The 16,333-nt window shown below is 40.9% G+C and carries 13 protein-coding genes; 9 read left to right on the top strand and 4 right to left on the bottom strand.

The window, feature by feature from the left end; genetic code table 11:
- Positions 1-20: 20 nt before the first annotated feature.
- Positions 21-2,918 (bottom strand): TonB-dependent receptor, encoded by a 2,898-nt coding sequence (locus H5187_RS09800; RefSeq protein WP_182797809.1) that lies wholly within the window; start codon positions 2,916-2,918, stop codon positions 21-23.
- Positions 2,919-3,317: 399 nt separating this feature from the next.
- Between H5187_RS09800 and H5187_RS09795 the strand changes: the two genes are divergently transcribed.
- On the top strand, positions 3,318-4,058 hold the full coding sequence (locus H5187_RS09795) for a copper homeostasis protein CutC (protein ID WP_182718789.1): 741 nt from the start codon (positions 3,318-3,320) through the stop codon (positions 4,056-4,058).
- Positions 4,051-4,926 carry a BadF/BadG/BcrA/BcrD ATPase family protein gene (locus tag H5187_RS09790; RefSeq protein ID WP_182718788.1) on the top strand — a complete coding sequence of 292 codons (876 nt, stop codon included), beginning with the start codon at positions 4,051-4,053 and terminating at the stop codon, positions 4,924-4,926. The genes H5187_RS09795 and H5187_RS09790 overlap by 8 nt, the downstream gene beginning before the upstream one ends.
- Here H5187_RS09790 and H5187_RS09785 read toward each other — a convergent pair.
- On the bottom strand, positions 4,923-5,648 hold the full coding sequence (locus tag H5187_RS09785; RefSeq protein ID WP_182718797.1) for an AraC family transcriptional regulator: 726 nt from the start codon (positions 5,646-5,648) through the stop codon (positions 4,923-4,925). The genes H5187_RS09790 and H5187_RS09785 overlap by 4 nt on opposite strands.
- Before the next feature lie 163 nt (positions 5,649-5,811).
- Here H5187_RS09785 and H5187_RS09780 point away from each other — a divergent pair, with 163 nt between their 5' ends.
- The 7 genes from H5187_RS09780 (at position 5,812) to H5187_RS09750 (ending at position 13,381) form a co-directional block, all read left to right on the top strand.
- Positions 5,812-6,972 (top strand): Gfo/Idh/MocA family protein, encoded by a 1,161-nt coding sequence (locus H5187_RS09780; RefSeq protein WP_182740270.1) that lies wholly within the window; start codon positions 5,812-5,814, stop codon positions 6,970-6,972.
- Positions 6,973-6,975: 3 nt separating this feature from the next.
- Positions 6,976-8,028 carry a sugar phosphate isomerase/epimerase gene (locus tag H5187_RS09775; protein WP_182740269.1) on the top strand — a complete coding sequence of 351 codons (1,053 nt, stop codon included), beginning with the start codon at positions 6,976-6,978 and terminating at the stop codon, positions 8,026-8,028.
- 18 nt (positions 8,029-8,046) lie between these two features.
- On the top strand, positions 8,047-9,261 hold the full coding sequence (locus H5187_RS09770) for a sugar MFS transporter (RefSeq protein ID WP_182740268.1): 1,215 nt from the start codon (positions 8,047-8,049) through the stop codon (positions 9,259-9,261).
- Between the two features lie 36 nt (positions 9,262-9,297).
- Entirely contained in the window at positions 9,298-9,990 is a 693-nt protein-coding gene (locus tag H5187_RS09765; RefSeq protein WP_182718784.1) for a DUF1080 domain-containing protein, read from the top strand.
- 2 nt (positions 9,991-9,992) lie between these two features.
- Positions 9,993-11,672, top strand: a complete 1,680-nt coding sequence (locus tag H5187_RS09760; RefSeq protein ID WP_182718783.1) for a GMC family oxidoreductase — start codon at positions 9,993-9,995, stop codon at positions 11,670-11,672.
- A 1-nt stretch (position 11,673) separates the two neighbouring features.
- Positions 11,674-12,435, top strand: coding sequence for a gluconate 2-dehydrogenase subunit 3 family protein (locus H5187_RS09755; protein WP_145235681.1), 762 nt, complete (start codon positions 11,674-11,676; stop codon positions 12,433-12,435).
- A 73-nt stretch (positions 12,436-12,508) separates the two neighbouring features.
- A complete protein-coding gene (locus H5187_RS09750) occupies positions 12,509-13,381 on the top strand; it encodes a sugar phosphate isomerase/epimerase (protein WP_182785003.1) in 873 nt (290 codons plus the stop codon).
- Between the two features lie 84 nt (positions 13,382-13,465).
- Here the strand turns inward: H5187_RS09750 and rnd are convergent, their stop codons facing one another.
- Together rnd and fadD are read right to left on the bottom strand one after the other, a co-directional pair.
- On the bottom strand, positions 13,466-14,596 hold the full coding sequence (gene rnd / locus H5187_RS09745; RefSeq protein ID WP_145235687.1) for a ribonuclease D: 1,131 nt from the start codon (positions 14,594-14,596) through the stop codon (positions 13,466-13,468).
- A 49-nt stretch (positions 14,597-14,645) separates the two neighbouring features.
- On the bottom strand, positions 14,646-16,298 hold the full coding sequence (fadD, locus tag H5187_RS09740) for a long-chain-fatty-acid--CoA ligase FadD (protein WP_182785004.1): 1,653 nt from the start codon (positions 16,296-16,298) through the stop codon (positions 14,646-14,648).
- Positions 16,299-16,333 lie beyond the last annotated feature (35 nt).

The raw sequence follows: 16,333 nt of genomic DNA, 5'->3' as shown, positions 1-16,333 counted from the left end.
TTCCGTCTCACCTTGCGCTATTAAAAGCGGTAAGTTGCACCTGCGTAAAAACGACGACCACTGTATGCATTTTGAATAAAGCGGTTTTTAGTATCGTCACCTAGATGCATGTAAGTATCTGATTGAGTGAGGTTAATAACGGAAGCAGATAACACGAGAGCATCAGTCAAGTTATAACTTGCATTGACGTCTACCTGATCATAGGCTTCATTGTAATAGTTCATTTCCCATGAGGCGTTGTAGCCTTGAACCGTTGGACCGCGCTTATTGTATGAGGCGCGAACACTGAATAAGTCATCTTCATAAAATACCGATAAATTCATTTGGTATTTAGAACTACCTATCAAAGGTGACTCTCCCACCTTTTCGCCATCAAGCTCTACATTGGCTTGATTAGTGTTATTGCGGGTATAATTAGCATAAAGACCAAAGCCATTATCAAAGAAGTGTTGGATAAAAAACTCAGCCCCTTCAGAAGAAGCATTCGTACCATTAGCTACAGTGCTAAAATCCCTAACTGCAAAATTGTCGCCACTGACATTTACTTGCTCATCACCTGCGTTAGGTAAATTAAATGAAATGTCCGGTGCACTGCGGGTAACATCAATTATTAAAGGCACAACAAAGTTATCAACATCTTTTTTAAATAACGCAATACCAAAGCCAGAGCCAGCTCCGTAGTAGTATTCTAAAGACATATCAAATTGGGTTGACTCAAATGGCGCTAGCTGGTTATTACCACCGGATCCTGTCCACCCTTCGCCATCAATAATTGCATCAAAATTGTCTGCCGATGAGCGATCCGTTGAGTATTCATTCGACGTGTACGTTAAAGTCTGAAACTGGCCTAAATCATCATAACCAGGACGAGCCATGGTTTGTGATGCCGCTCCACGTAGTACCCAGTTGTCATCGATATCCCAGACTATATTAAAGCTGGGCAGTACCTTTGTTTCTGTACTCTCTTTTTCAATAAAAACAAAGTCTTCTACACGTTGTTGGTCGATTGGTAATTCATTGCCATTGTCGTCCTTCCAATCTAATCGGTAGGTGATTTTATCTGATGATCCGGTGGTCGTTTTGGTGCGCACTACGCGTACACCCAAGTTACCCCGTACTTGTGAAAAACGATAATCAGCTTGCATATAAGCCGCTGTAATTTCTTCTTCAACACTATAAACATAGTTAGGTTCTATACGCGTATAATGAACAAAGTTTTCATTTAAATGATCTTGGTATTTATGCCAGTTTACAGCTGGGAATAAGTTCGTATTAATTACATCAGACAAGTTACCTAATGAATCTGAATAAATTAAATCTGCAATATCCGGTATGCCGCCATTTTTAGAATAATCATCATCTAAATCAATGGTGCCTTCAGCTTCACCTTTTGCTATATCAAAATCTGGGGAGAGATAAAAGCTGTTGCGAGTATCGCGATGAATTTTACCTTTGCGATATTTCGCACCAAAATGCAACGTTTCAATTACGCCATAATCCACAAAATAGTCAAAATCAATCTGTCCGTAATCTTCTTTTTGAGTACCGGTCACAAAACTAGAATCGGTGGCTGTTACATCGGGTTCGCCACCAATGCCTGCAGCCAAGTTACTGATCATACTTGGATCCATATAGGTGGTCATGCGCCCATCAGAAAAATCGTAACCATAGTAAAGCGAGGATTCATTTGCATAATAAGCGGCACGATACTTTTGTGAAGGGCCACCTTCAGCTTCGGTATGGCCCAGCACTAGCTTAACGTTGTAATTATCACCTTCGTATTTAGCATAAAAATCATATGTATCAGAGCTGGATTCTTCAATCGTATATTCACCATTAATACGTGGAATAGGAGAAACAGCCTGAGTGCCAGATGCACCAACAGAGTAGTCTATACCTGTAACAAACTGAGACTCTTCATCAACACGGACATCGGTCCAGAAATTATCGTTATTGTTCCATTCTGGGTATTCTAATTGATTTAAAATTGAGTCTTGGCCCAATTTAAAATTAAAATAATTAAAGCCAAGCTCTAAGTTACTAGTTGGTCGCCATTGAGTAGTAAACTGAATCCCAGTTCGATTTCGCTCTTCGTTTAAGACTTCCTGAACCATACTTTGTGCAGCATAACCTTGTGCCCCCCCCTCAACCATTTGATTATCTTTCATTTCAGAATAAAGATAATTTTTATTCATGATATTGATACGCGAGCTTTGTGAGCGATTAGTGCGGTCTTGTTTTGTATAACCCACTAAAACCCCAAAGTCTTCATCATCATTTTTCCATGAATAAATACCGCTAAATTGAGGTTCATACTTATCGGTAATATCAGAATTACTGGTTTCAAAATTAATGATCCCAGAGTTTTTATCCATATCTAGAGGCTTGCGGCTATACAACAAGACCGTACCGCCGATTCCGCCCTCATCAAGGCGAGCTTCTGAAGATTTATATACTTCAACGCGTTGGATCATAGTTGCAGGTAATAATGCGTATGAAAATGAACGCGATGGTTCCCCAGGTGACGATGCTATAAAGTTGCCATTTAATTGTGTGAAGGTTAAGTCCGATGATAAACCACGAATACTGACAGAAGCGCCCTCACCGCCATCCCGTTGTATAATGACCCCAGGCACACGTTGCAATGAGTCCGCCACATTCTTATCTGGGAACTTACCAATATCTTCTGCGGTAATGGCGTCAACGGTTGCATTAGACAACCGCTTAATCGCTAAGTTTTCAGCTGCCGAGGCGCGAATGCCTCTAACTTCAATTACTTCTAGGTCGTTTTCTGGTGCTTTTTGTTCTTCTTGTGCGTATACGCCATGACAGTTTGCCATCAACGCTAGCAGCAATGCAGATTTCTTAAACCGCCGTGCAAGATCCGCCGATTCACGACTGTTCTTATTATTGGTCATGTTTATCTCCAGTATTATTGTGTGTGGTTAGTTGTGTTAAAGCACTTTAAAACCCATGATAATCCCTGTGGGTAAACCTTAAGGCATTTCAGAACTGGGTTAATAGCTTGTTAAACTGCTTTTCAAGAATAGGGTTCTGTCGAAGAAAGTGATAATAGAAATTCGGTTGCCTCTAGGACAAAATCGGCGTTAAGGTTAAAAAAAGATCCAATCAGTGCTGAGCTAGTTTATAGTCATCAACTTAAATTAATGGCATATAAAAACACTTTTCATATTCATGAAAAGTAAAAAACAAAAATAAACAACTGATTTATAACTGAGTTTTATTTATTCTGATAGTATCAACTATTATTAAATATTTTATTGTTAACAACATCGCTGGTATTTTGGAACGAAACAATGCGTAAAAATTTAGAAGTCTGTTTAAACGCAGATGATCATATTCAGTTAGCTGATAATGTAAAAACCGCATTTACAGCTGGCGCCTCTAGAATTGAACTTTGCAGCACAATGCAACTTGAAGGTCTCACTCCTAGTGCAACAGCAATGACTATCGCAGCTCATGCAATGCCCTCAGAAGGCGAGTTGCTTATCATGATACGACCTGTTGCGAATCAATTTATTGTTGATGCAACAATACTGAAGCTAATGCTTACACAAATAGCACACGCGGCGCACGCAGGTGCTACCGGTGTTGTTTTTGGTGCGCTAAACGCCAATGACGTTGATATCGCAGCTACCACATCGCTTATTGCCTGCGCACATAAATATAATTTAGCAACGACATTTCATCGCGCTTTTGATTGTATAGCAGACAGCGAACAGGCAATTGGCCTATTAACTGAACTGGGCATTGATCGTATCCTCACAAATGGCACTAAATGGACTGATGATAAAGGCGTTATGCAAGGTCTTAATCATTTACAAACAATCATTAGCCACGCCAATGATCATATAGAAATTGTTATTGGTGGTGGCGTAACCACTGATAATGCAAGTACACTTTGGCAACTTGCCAACAATAATTTAGTGTCACTACATGCCTACTCCGGCGTACACAACAAGGATGGCTGGGTGGATCCGTTATTAATTAACGCAATTTTAAATCAACGAACTAACGAGCAGGCTAAAAATGACTAACCACTTTCAACCGCCGCTGTATTTAGGTATTGATGGCGGCGGTACAAAATGCCGAGTCAGGCTTGAAAACGCACAAGGCACCCTACTTGCAGAGGCAGTAAGCGGTGCAGCAAATATTGCAACCTCTGTTGAAGTGGCGCAGCAATCCATTATTGATGCAACAACACACGCATTACAACAGGCTGGTTTAGGGCTATCAACACTTGGGGCAATTTATGCCTATGCAGGACTCGCTGGCGCTGGCATTGCCGGTGCAAATAAAAAGATGGCACAGTGGCAGCATCCATTTGCACAATTTAACTTTTCAACTGACTTACACATAGCCTGCCAAGGTGCCCATGGTGATAACAGTGGTGCGATTATTATTTTAGGCACTGGCTTTTGTGCTGGAGCAATAAAAAACGGTAACGTTATTGAATTAGGAGGCCATGGATTATTATTAAGTGATGGCGCAAGCGGAGGCTGGATTGGTTTAACTTTATTTCGTTATGCATTAGAGGTTTTAGATGGCTTATCCCCCTCAAGCCCATTAATAAATACCTTATTGGCACAGCTTAATTGTGATACAAGTAACCAGCTGACAGAATTAGCACTCAATGCAAAACCCGCTTACTTTGCCGGTTTTGCGCCTTTAGTTTTCGCAATGCAAGATGATCCTTGGACCATTATTATTTTAGAGCAAGCAGCGCGCTATATTACCCGTTATATCGATCATTTAGTTAGCCACGGCTATCACAACATTACATTAATGGGAGGCACAGCCGAGAAAATTACTCCTTGGTTATCTACCAAAGCACAAGGTTATCTATGTGATGCGCATTACCTGCCCGAGCAAGGCGCTATTCAATTAGCCAAACGGCTGGCTTAGGGCTCAATTTGGTCGCGCATTTGCGAGGGGATCTCACCAAATAAGCGTCTGAATTGTTTACTAAAATAGCTAGGCTCAGAAAAACCGCATTGATAGGCTATTTGTGAAATAGGTAAACGAGTTTCAACAAGTAGCTTACGTGCGTTTTCTAAACGTATTTCATTAATAAATTGATTAGGTGTTTTTGCTAAATGTTTTTTAAAACGCCGCTCTAACGCACTTACCGATAAATGAGCAAGCTCGGCAAGTTCTTCAATACAGATATTACGATGATAGTGTTCACGTATATAATTTACTGGCCCTTCAATCGCTCTTACATGCGACAAAGCCTTTGATGTTTTTTGTAAATGTCGTGTAACGCCATAGGTGCCCAGTATTTGACCATCGTCAGCTAAAATTGCTTTTTTGGACGTTGAAAACCAGGCCAATTCACCATTTGAGGTTTGGTTTAGCTCCAAACGATCAGTAACAACATAGCCATTCATTACACGTTTATCGTCATTGACGTATTGAAATGCTAAGTGCTTGGATGAAAAATCAAAATCAGTTTTCAGTAAAATTTGCTCTAATGACTTATACCCTTGATGTTCAATAAAATGTTGATTTGCGTACAGAATTCGACTATCAGAATCCTTCACCCAGAACAAAATATCGGGTAATAAATCAAATGCCGCGATCAGTTGATTTACACCCGCTTTATTTATGATCCCTTGCACTTCCATAATAATATATTCTATAAATATGAATTTATAATAATACATAAAACGCCGATTTTATTGCATTGTCAACCGAATTTTTATTATCCCTTACGCTGTTCATTCTCTATTATCAATAACATGATATTAACTAAACTCAGTAGACGATTACTGACATGGAGCTTTTTTCATGAATAATGCCAAAATCCGCATGGGGATGGTCGGTGGTGCACAAGGTGCATTTATTGGTGCAATCCATCGCATTGCTGCACGCTTAGATGGCTTAATTGAGTTAGTCGCAGGCTCCTTTAGTTCAGATCCAACACGCAGCCAAGCTACTGCTGCAATGCTAGGAATAAATCCAACTCGTTGCTATGACAGCTACCAACAAATGTTTAGCGAAGAAGCTAAGTTACCTGCCGATCAACGAATTGATTTTGTGGCAATAGTGACGCCAAATCATTTGCATTTCCCAATTGCAAAGTGTGCGATTGAAGCAGGTTTTCACGTTTTATCAGATAAACCAGCCACCCTAAATTTAGAACAAGCGCTGTTATTAGAAAAAACTCTGCAAGCCAGTGATTGTTTATACGGATTAACTCATACCTACACTGGTTATCCGATGATCAAAGAAGCACGCCAACGTATTACTGATGGCGAGCTGGGCGCTATTCGTAAAATTATTGTTGAGTACACTCAAGGTTGGCTTGCCACCAGCGAAGATGAAAATGCCAAACAAGCCAAATGGCGTTTAGATGCTGATAAGGCCGGTATTAGTTGTTGTATAGCTGATATAGGGGTGCATGCTGCAAATCTAGCTGAATACGTGAGCGGCCTAGAAATCACCGCACTATGCGCTGACTTAAATCATGTTGTTGCAGGCAGAACACTCGATGACGATGGCACCGTTTTACTGCGCTTTAACAACAACTCTAAGGGAGTTCTTCTTGCCAGCCAAGTTGCATTAGGAGAAGAAAACAATCTTAATTTGCGTATTTATGGCGATCAAGCAAGTCTTGAGTGGTCACAAATGGAACCAAATAGTTTGTGGCTCAAAAGTCATAACGCGCCAACCACCCTATTACGTGCAGGTGTTGGTCTAAAAAGTACTGCGGCACAAAATTCACTGCGAACACCTGCAGGTCATCCAGAAGGATACCTTGAAGCATTTGCCAATATCTATGTCAATTTTGCAAAACAAATTCACGCAAAAAAAGCCGGATACTCAGCATCTAACCATGACTTTGACGTGCCTGGTATTAAAGAAGCAATTCGCGGAATGGCATTTATAGAAAATGCTGTAGCAGCGTCGGGCAAAGACACTAAGTGGCAACCATTTAAAATTGGATAAAAAATGAAACAAATTAAAGGTCCAGCGATCTTCTTAGCGCAATTCATCAGCGATGAAGCTCCTTTCAACAGCTTTGCCACTATTTGTCAGTGGGCAGCAAATTTAGGCTACAAAGCAATTCAGCTACCGACTGCAAATTCTCGTATTTTCGATTTAGAAAAAGCAGCCCAAAGCCAAGATTATTGCGATGAAGTGACTAGTATTGCTGCGCAGGCGGGGCTTACAATTTCAGAGTTATCAACTCATTTACAAGGGCAGCTCGTAGCCGTTCATCCGGCATATGATGACATGTTTGACAATTTTGCCCCTCAAGCACTACGCGGTGATCCTATAGCCAGAACTAAATGGGCCATCAATCAGTTAATGATGGCTGCTAAAGCCAGTAAAAATTTGGGCTTAAAAAGCCATGTGACTTTTTCAGGAGCGCTACTTTGGCATACTTTTTACCCTTGGCCGCAGCGTCCAAAAGGACTGGTAGAGCAAGGATTCCAAGAACTTGCGAAACGCTGGCTGCCAATCCTCGACTACTTTGATGAAATGGATGTGGATGTTTGCTATGAACTTCACCCAGGGGAAGATTTACATGATGGCGTAACGTTTGAGCGCTTTTTAGCTGCGACAAATAATCATCCACGGGTAAATATTCTTTATGATCCCAGCCATTTTATTTTACAACAACTTGATTACTTAGAATTTATTGATATTTATCACCATCGTATTAAAGCATTTCACGTCAAAGATGCAGAGTTTAATCCAAATGGTCGCAGCGGTATTTATGGTGGCTATCAAGATTGGCAAGACCGCCCTGGTCGGTTTCGCTCCTTAGGTGATGGCCAAATTGATTTCAAAAGTATCTTTAGCAAATTAACGCAATATGGTTTTGATGGCTGGGCAGTTCTGGAGTGGGAGTGTTGCATTAAACATCCTGAAGATGGGGCGAAAGAAGGCGCACAATTTATAAAAGAGCATTTGATCCGCCCTACGGCTAAAGCATTTGATGACTTTAGCGCAATGGACACAAATGATCAGCGAAATAAGCGGATATTAGGTATTTAATAAACAGGGTCACACACAATGAATAACAACAATAATGGTATTATTTTTCGGCTTTGCTGCATTGCATTAATTGTCACATCAATGACTTTCGCAATAAGGGCTGGCGTTTTAGGACAACTAGGCGAGCAGTTCGGCCTCACTGGTACACAACTAGGCTGGGTAAATGCCATGGCATTTTTAGGGTTTCCGGTTGCAACCATGCTCGGGGGCATCATTTATAACGCGATTGGTGCTAAAAAGTTGGTTGCATTAGCGTTTATTTGCCACCTATGCGGACTTATTTTAACTATCACTGCAGATGGTTTTTGGGGATTATTGATCTCGACCTTTTTAATTGGCTTTGCCAATGGATCGGTTGAAGCCGGTTGTAATCCACTGATCGCCCAAATGTATCCTAAAAACACCACCACTATGTTAAACCGCTTTCATGTTTGGTTTCCTGGCGGGATCGTAATTGGTGCATTAGCTTCAAATGCAATGACATCCGCTAGCTTCAGCTGGCAATGGCAAGTTTCGCTGATCCTTGTGCCCACCATTATTTATGGTGCGATGATGCTTAAAGCGAAATTTCCACAGTTTGATACACAGCAAAATTCAACCACCAGCAACTTAAAACACTTACTCTCGCCGCTGTATTTGTTTCTCATTATTTGCATGACACTGACAGCAGTCACCGAATTTGGCACACAGCAATGGATTGAGCAAATCCTTGGCTCGTCAGGCGCTTCGCCTATGGTTATTTTAGCTTTGATCACCGGATTGATGGCATTAGGTCGGTTTTTTGCGGGCCCGATTGTGCACCGCTTTAGTCCATCGGGTGTCCTACTGGGCTCAGCCATTTTTTCAACACTAGGGATATTTTTAATGAGCCAAGCGCAAGGTAATACCATCTACCTTGCCGCAGCACTATTTGCCGTTGGCGTTACTTATTTTTGGCCAACCATGATCGGTTGTGTCGCTGAGTATGCCCCAAAAACAGGTGCACTTGGCATGTCGTTAATTGGTGGAGCTGGCATGTTTGCAATGAGCATCTGGAACCCCGTCATAGGCCATTGGATTGATAATGCGCGAACACAAGCACAAACAACTAGTGTCAGTGTAGAACAAGTTGAAGTGCTCGCAGGACAAGCTGTATTACAAAATCTACTGGTTTTTCCGATTGTCCTGATCATTGTATTTATTGGTCTTCATCTGTTTATAACAAAAAATAAAAACGTTGAAAAATACGTTTAATAGCAACAAGTAACACACAAAAATAAGGGGTATTATATGCTTAAATCAATCTCTGTGTTGTCAATTGCACTGGCTTTTAGTAGCAGTGCTTTTGCTAAGACACCCGATAACCAACTTTCTAAAGAAGAACAAACAGCTGGCTGGCAATTACTGTTCGATGGCAAAGATATGTCGCACTGGCGCAATTTCAAAAGTGAGACACTCAGCCCAAAATGGACCATAGACAATGGCGCAATGTTACTCACTAAAGGCGGCGGCGACATACTCACTAAAAAAGTCTATCGCAATTTTGACTTGAAACTAGATTGGAAAATTAGTGAAGTTGGCAATAGTGGCATTTTTGTTCTAGCCGATGAGTTGGGTAAATATATTTACTCGCACGCCCCTGAAATCCAAATTATAGATAACGAACGTCATTCAGATACGAAAATAGATTCTCATTTATCTGGCTCTATTTATGATTTATTTACGCCACCTACTTCAGCTCACAAACCTGCAACTGAGTGGAACACGGTGCGTATTAGAATGCTTAATGACCATTTACAAGTTTGGCAAAATGATGTCAACACTGCCAGTATTGTTGTGGGCAGTAGTACTTGGAATACCTTGGTTAAAAACAGTAAATTTGCAACTTGGTCTAACTTCGCAACAGCAAAGGAAGGTCGCATAGGTTTACAGGATCATGGTGACAAAGTGTGGTTTAAAAATATAAAAATTAAGGAACTATAAGCATGTCTACATTTGATCATAAAGTACTGGTTGTTGGCTCCGGCGCAGGTGGCGCAATGGCCGCTTATACCTTAACTAAACTAGGCCATAAAGTATTATTACTTGAAGCGGGGCGTGATTACGATCCAAAAAAAGAAAGCCCAATGTTTCGCCGTAACAGTGAAGCTCCTTTAATGGGCGCAGGAAATAAAGACAAAAACTTTGGCTTTTACGATGCAACCGTCGATGGTGGCTGGCAAGTTCCTGATGAGCCTTACACTAACGCCAAAGGCACTGATTTTTACTGGTGGCGTGCACGCATGTTAGGTGGAAGAACTAATCACTGGGGACGTTACTCATTACGCTTTAGTGAACATGATTTTAAAGGTAAAAGCCAAGATGGCAACGGCGCAGATTGGCCTTTCACTTATGATGATATCGCACCATGGTACGACATCACGGAAGAACTAGTGGGTATTTGCGGCACCAATACCGGCCTTGATGATATGCCACCATCTGCACCTGGGGTATTACAGCCACCACCAACGCCGCGAATTCCTGAGTTACTGATTGCTGCCAGTGCGAAAAAACTGGGTATCGCTGCCGTGCCTATGCACAGAGCAGTATTAACTCGGCCAAAAGATGATCGTATGGCATGCTTTTATGCAACACCTTGTGGCCATGGTTGCTCAATCGGTGCGGCGTTTCAAACTACAACCTCATTATTACCTATGGCAAAAGCAACTGGGAATTTAGAAATAATTACTGATGCAATGGTTAAATCAGTCGCTGTTAATGATGACGGTAAAGTAACGGGTGTAACTTATATAGATAAGCAAACCGTAGCTGAAAAAACACTGACAGCAGATATCGTGATCCTTGCTGCTAGTGCCTGCGAATCCGCACGAATTTTGCTAAATTCAAAACACGCCAAGCATCCCAAAGGTTTAGCTAACTCAAGTGGCCAAGTAGGTCGTAACTTAATGGATTCAACCGGTGCTTGGCTTGGTGCGCAAGTTCCAGCATTAAAAGGTCGCCCACGTTATAACGAAGATGGCCACACTGGGAACCATTTATTTATTCCTTGGTGGGGACACAAAGCACATGCCAAAGGTGAGCTTGATTTTCCTCGTGGTTATCACTTTGAGATCAGTAGCGGTTTTAATCAACCTGGCTCTGGAGTCTCTGGCGATAAACGTGGTTATGGTATTGAGCTAAAACAACAAGTTCGTGATGCCTATGGATCTTATGTTGGCTTTGCGCTGCGCGGAGAAATGCTCCCCAACGATGATACCTACATGGAAATTGATGAAAATGTTAAAGATAAATGGGGCATTCCGGTTTCGAAATTTCATTTCAAATGGTCAGATCGTGAGCTAAAACAAATTGAGCACGGCTTAAAAACAGCGAAACAGATCCTTGAAAATCTAGGGGCTACTGTGGGCAAATTACCTGCTGCTGAAAAAGCAATTTCAAAAGGTGGCGAGATCATTCATGAAGTAGGCACCACTCGCATGGGCAGCTCAGCAAAGGATTCAGTGACCAATCAATGGGGCCAAACATGGGATTGCGACAACTTATTTGTGATGGATGCAGGGGTATTTGCCTCTAATCCACATAAAAATTGCACATTAACCATCATGACATTGGCAATGCGTAATTCAACCTGGATAGCCAAACAAATAGAACAAGGAGCGCTGTAACATGCATAATGAAGATCGTGTTGACTCATACAAATATATTTCCGGCATGACACGTCGTGAATCGTTAAAGTGGCTTGGTTTATTAGCCGCAGGTTCCGCCGTATCACTTTCAGCAGGATGTAGTAAAGCGTTAGAAGAGAAAATTAGTGATAAAGGACATTGGCCTGACTTAGATTTACAACCTATAACAGCTAAAGGTTATGGCACTGATCCAAATATGGTTATGCCACCACAATCACCTTGGCCATTGACATTAACTCAAGCACAATTAAATTTAGTTGCGGTGTTAGCCGATTATATCGTGCCTAGCGAAGGTAACAACCCAAGTGCAACTGAGGTAAATGTACCGAGTGTGATTGATGAGTGGGTAAGCTCACCTTATAACGGTCAACAAAAAGACCGCGTTACTATTTTACACGGCTTAGCATGGATCGATGATGAGGCTGTGCTGCGTTATAAAGCACCATTTGTCGCATTGAAAAAAGAGCAACAAACAGCCATCTTAAATGATATTGCTTATTTTGATGATGAAACCCCTGCGCAGTTTCAACGCATTGGTAATGCTTTTTTACGCTTTAAAAACCTTGTACTTGGTGCCTACTTTTGTACACCGCAAGGTTGTAAAGATATTGGCTATTTAGGCAATGTGCCTATTGCAGGCGATTACCCAGGACCTACTGACGAAGCAAAAGCCCATTTAGATAGCGTTTTAGCTGAACTGGGTTTGACCGAGTATGCTTATCAAGATTCAGTTGCCAGTTAACGCTAAGTTATTTTTTAGCTAGCCCAGCCCTAAGCAGGGAGCAATTCCCTGCTTTTCCTCCTAGGTGTTTTTTATGTTCAAAATCAAATCATTATTTAATTATGTTATTTCAATTCTGTTTATTTTTTGTGTTTTAAACTCGCTGTCTATCTATGCAAAAACAAGCAAACAACTACTCCCCGTTAGTGTTCAGCTTTGGTCTGTTAAAGATGCCTTAAAAGCGGATTTTGATGGCACCCTTTCATCTATTGCTGATATGGGCTTTCAAGGTGTGGAATTTGCAGGTGACTTTGGGCCTTATAAGAACAATCCAAGTGCACTGAAGGACAAACTCGCGAAGCTAAATTTAGTCGCTAGTAGCGCACATATCGGCTTTGACTCCTTAACGGATGACACCTTAACAGACACATTATTGTTTTATAAAACCCTTGGTGTCTCGATTTTATTTGTACCTTGGGATGAAAGAGCTTGGCACCCACAAGGAATTACCTCTCTGACCGAACAACTCGTTCAGGTTAATGAAATCGCTCAGCGCTATGCTATGCACATCGGTTTTCACAACCATAATAAGGAGTTTAGTCAATTCCAAAACGCGACATACTGGGACGCTATTGCCAGTAATACGCCAAATACCCTGCCACTGCAGCTTGATATAGGTTGGGTACATTATGCAGGAAAAGATCCTGAATATTTCATTAAAAAATACCCAGGACGAACCCTGGCAACCCACTTAAAAGTTCGCACCCATCCTAACGATGGCTTAAGTCCTATATTAGGTGAAAATGATTATCCATGGCAAAAAATAATAGAAACATTGATTGTTGATGGCGCCACTCAGTGGCTAGTCGTAGAGCAGGAAGAATACCCGAATGGGTTAACACCAATGCAAAGCGTGGCTAAATCTAAAGTTAATTTAGATAAGATCCTCGCTAAAATGGGCGAATAAAGTAACTTTCTCCCTCCTCTGACACAAACAGTAGGGACTAACAATAGTACATTAACTATCTTAGTCCCTATGAACTCTTAATAATTATACATCCCACTCTTTCAGTGTGTCTTTTAAGTATTCATAACGCCATGAGTTAAGTAAATCGGGCTTTGGAGTCTGTTCACGCTCAGCGCTGGTTAACTTCCAATTCCAACTGATCAACTGGTTGATTTGCTTTTTAGATGCAAATACATCTTCTGGAATGCCCTGTTTTTTAGCAACTGCAGTGATTTTTTGTTTAATTTCTTTGGCTACTTTTTTATAACTTGGAAAGTCAATAAGTCGTCTTAGTGGCTCAGGAAAATCTGCAACAGGGATCACTTTAGCTTTTTCAATACACTTTAAGATTTCAACGCCCGAGCGGTTAACTTCGATGCTATCGACTTCTGGGACATTACGCATTGCAGTTAAACTCGTTGGTTTGCGTTTTGCCAATTCAACCAAGCAATGCTCTTTTAATACAAAGTTAAGCGCTAAATTTTTGCGTATCGCTTTGTTACGACGCCAAGCCGCAAGCTCTCTTAATACAGCAAGATCCGCAGGTTTTAATTGCCAAGCATTTTTAATGTCTCGATACAGATGTTCATCCGGTGTTTGATAAGCCCGTTTTTGTGCAATCAACTCACTTTCATTGATCACAATATCAAAGAAACCAGCGTCGTTGATTTGTTCAATAATAATTTTAAAGCACGGTAATAAATGAAATACATCAGCTGCAGCGTAATCGAGTTGTTTAATTGTTAGCGGACGCTGTAACCAATTGGTCCGTGATTCGCTTTTGTCGATTTCAATATCGAGTAAATTTTTTACCATATGAGCAAAGCCCATGCAGTTGCCATTGCCTAATAATTGCAAGGCAAATTGGCTATCAAATAAGGGAGCTGGTACGAAGCCGGCGTATTTTTGAAATACTTCAATATCTTCCGACGGTGAATGCAAGACTTTTAACACCGCAGGATCACGTAGAATCTGCCAAAAATCAAACAATGATAGCTCGGCTAGCGGATCGATTAATGCTAAATGTTCGCCGTCATAAACTTGAATAAGGGCAACTTCAGGATACAAAGTACGACGACGCATAAATTCTGTATCAATTGCTAAGATGGGTTTGTTACGGATCTGCTCTACAAACTCATTTAATTGATTTTGGGTTTGGATCAATTGATATTGCACTTAATCTCCTACAATAAAAAAGCCGACATATGTCGGCTTTTTTAGCTTGCTAATCTTTCAAGGCTCGTCTGAGTATTTTGCCAACGTTTGTTTTTGGCAATTCATCCCTAAACTCAACCAGTTTAGGGACCTTGTAATTAGTTAAATTATCACGACAGTGTTTTATTATATCTTTTTCAGTCAAAGATGGGTCTTTTTTAACAATAAAAACTTTAACTTGTTCGCCGCTAACATCATGAGGGATACCAATTGCTGCTGCTTCTAAAACACCTTCATGCATTGCAATCACTTCTTCGATCTCATTTGGGAACACATTAAAGCCAGATACGATGATCATATCTTTTTTACGGTCAACAATATAAAAGAATCCTTCATCGTCATAAGTGGCTATATCCCCTGTGGCAAACCAACCATCTTGCAAACACTCAGCCGTTGCATCAGGACGATTATAATAACCAACCATCACTTGTGGGCCTTTAACCCATAATTCGCCCGGCTCACCTTTGGCTGCTTCTTCACCATTATCTAACATCAACTTGATCTCAGTATTAGGTGCAGGTAAACCAATCGAACCATTGTATGAATCTAGATCATAAGGACTGACAGTAACTAATGGCGAACACTCAGTTAAACCATACCCTTCCATTAATTTGCTACTGGTGATCTTTTGCCATTTTTCAGCAACAGGTCGCTGTACAGCCATACCACCACCAAGGGACATTTTCAAACTTGAAAAATCAAGCTCGGCAAAACTCGGTGTGTTCAACAAACCATTAAATAATGTATTTACACCCGTGATCGCGGTGAATTTATGTTGGCCTAATTCTTTCACAAAGCCTTTCATATCACGCGGATTAGTGATCAATAAATTTAATCCGCCATACTTCATAAACGTTAAGCAGTTCGCTGTTAGTGCAAAGATATGATAAAGCGGTAAAGCAGTGACAACAACTTCTTTGCCACGTTCTAACACTTGATCTAAGCAACCAGAAACCTGCTCTAAGTTACCTACCATATTGCCATGGGTCAGCATCGCACCTTTAGAGACACCCGTTGTGCCACCGGTATATTGTAAAAAAGCAATATCAGATAAACACACTTCAGGTTTAATGTAATCTTTTTCGTTCGCTGCAAGTAAGGCTTCAAACTTAATGGGGTTAGGCAATGAATAGCTTGGCACCATTTTTTTAATATGCTTAACAACAAAGTTAACCAAGTGCTTTTTAAAGCCACCCACCATATCACCCACTTGGGTAACTACGATGTGTTTTACTTTAGTGTGCGGCAATGCTTTTTCAAGCGTGTCTGCAAAGTTAGCCAGTATAAAAATCGCTGATGTTTCTGAATCATTTAATTGATGTTCAAGCTCACGTACAGTGTAAAGCGGATTAACGTTAACTACGACACAACCGGCACGTAAAATACCGAGTATTGAAACAGGTGTTTGTAATAAATTTGGCATCATTACAGCCACTTTATCGCCTTTTTTCAATCCCAGCTCTTTTTGAATATACACGGCAACACGTTTTGTTGCTTGGTCTATTTCATCATAGCTCAATGTTTTACCCATATTGGTAAAAGCAGGCAAGTCTTTGTAGTCAGTGAAGCTTTTTTCAAACACTTCTAACAACGAGTTGTAGTGCTCAGGATCGATTGTTTCAGGCATACCCTCTGGGTAGCGCTTCAGCCAAATTTTTTCCACTCTTAGCTCCTGTTCTATTTATAATTTATTTTTAT

This window comes from Pseudoalteromonas sp. SG44-1 (assembly GCF_014164315.1).
In the GTDB taxonomy this organism is placed as follows: domain Bacteria; phylum Pseudomonadota; class Gammaproteobacteria; order Enterobacterales; family Alteromonadaceae; genus Pseudoalteromonas; species Pseudoalteromonas rhizosphaerae.
This window is presented reverse-complemented; position numbering and strand designations above follow the sequence as displayed.

Coding starts and splice junctions, on each gene's coding strand:
- H5187_RS09800 (WP_182797809.1), bottom strand. CDS start 2,918: ATGACCAATAATAAGAACAGTCGTGAATCGGCGGATCTTGCACGGCGG.
- H5187_RS09795 (WP_182718789.1), top strand. CDS start 3,318: ATGCGTAAAAATTTAGAAGTCTGTTTAAACGCAGATGATCATATTCAG.
- H5187_RS09790 (WP_182718788.1), top strand. CDS start 4,051: ATGACTAACCACTTTCAACCGCCGCTGTATTTAGGTATTGATGGCGGC.
- H5187_RS09785 (WP_182718797.1), bottom strand. CDS start 5,648: ATGGAAGTGCAAGGGATCATAAATAAAGCGGGTGTAAATCAACTGATC.
- H5187_RS09780 (WP_182740270.1), top strand. CDS start 5,812: ATGAATAATGCCAAAATCCGCATGGGGATGGTCGGTGGTGCACAAGGT.
- H5187_RS09775 (WP_182740269.1), top strand. CDS start 6,976: ATGAAACAAATTAAAGGTCCAGCGATCTTCTTAGCGCAATTCATCAGC.
- H5187_RS09770 (WP_182740268.1), top strand. CDS start 8,047: ATGAATAACAACAATAATGGTATTATTTTTCGGCTTTGCTGCATTGCA.
- H5187_RS09765 (WP_182718784.1), top strand. CDS start 9,298: ATGCTTAAATCAATCTCTGTGTTGTCAATTGCACTGGCTTTTAGTAGC.
- H5187_RS09760 (WP_182718783.1), top strand. CDS start 9,993: ATGTCTACATTTGATCATAAAGTACTGGTTGTTGGCTCCGGCGCAGGT.
- H5187_RS09755 (WP_145235681.1), top strand. CDS start 11,674: ATGCATAATGAAGATCGTGTTGACTCATACAAATATATTTCCGGCATG.
- H5187_RS09750 (WP_182785003.1), top strand. CDS start 12,509: ATGTTCAAAATCAAATCATTATTTAATTATGTTATTTCAATTCTGTTT.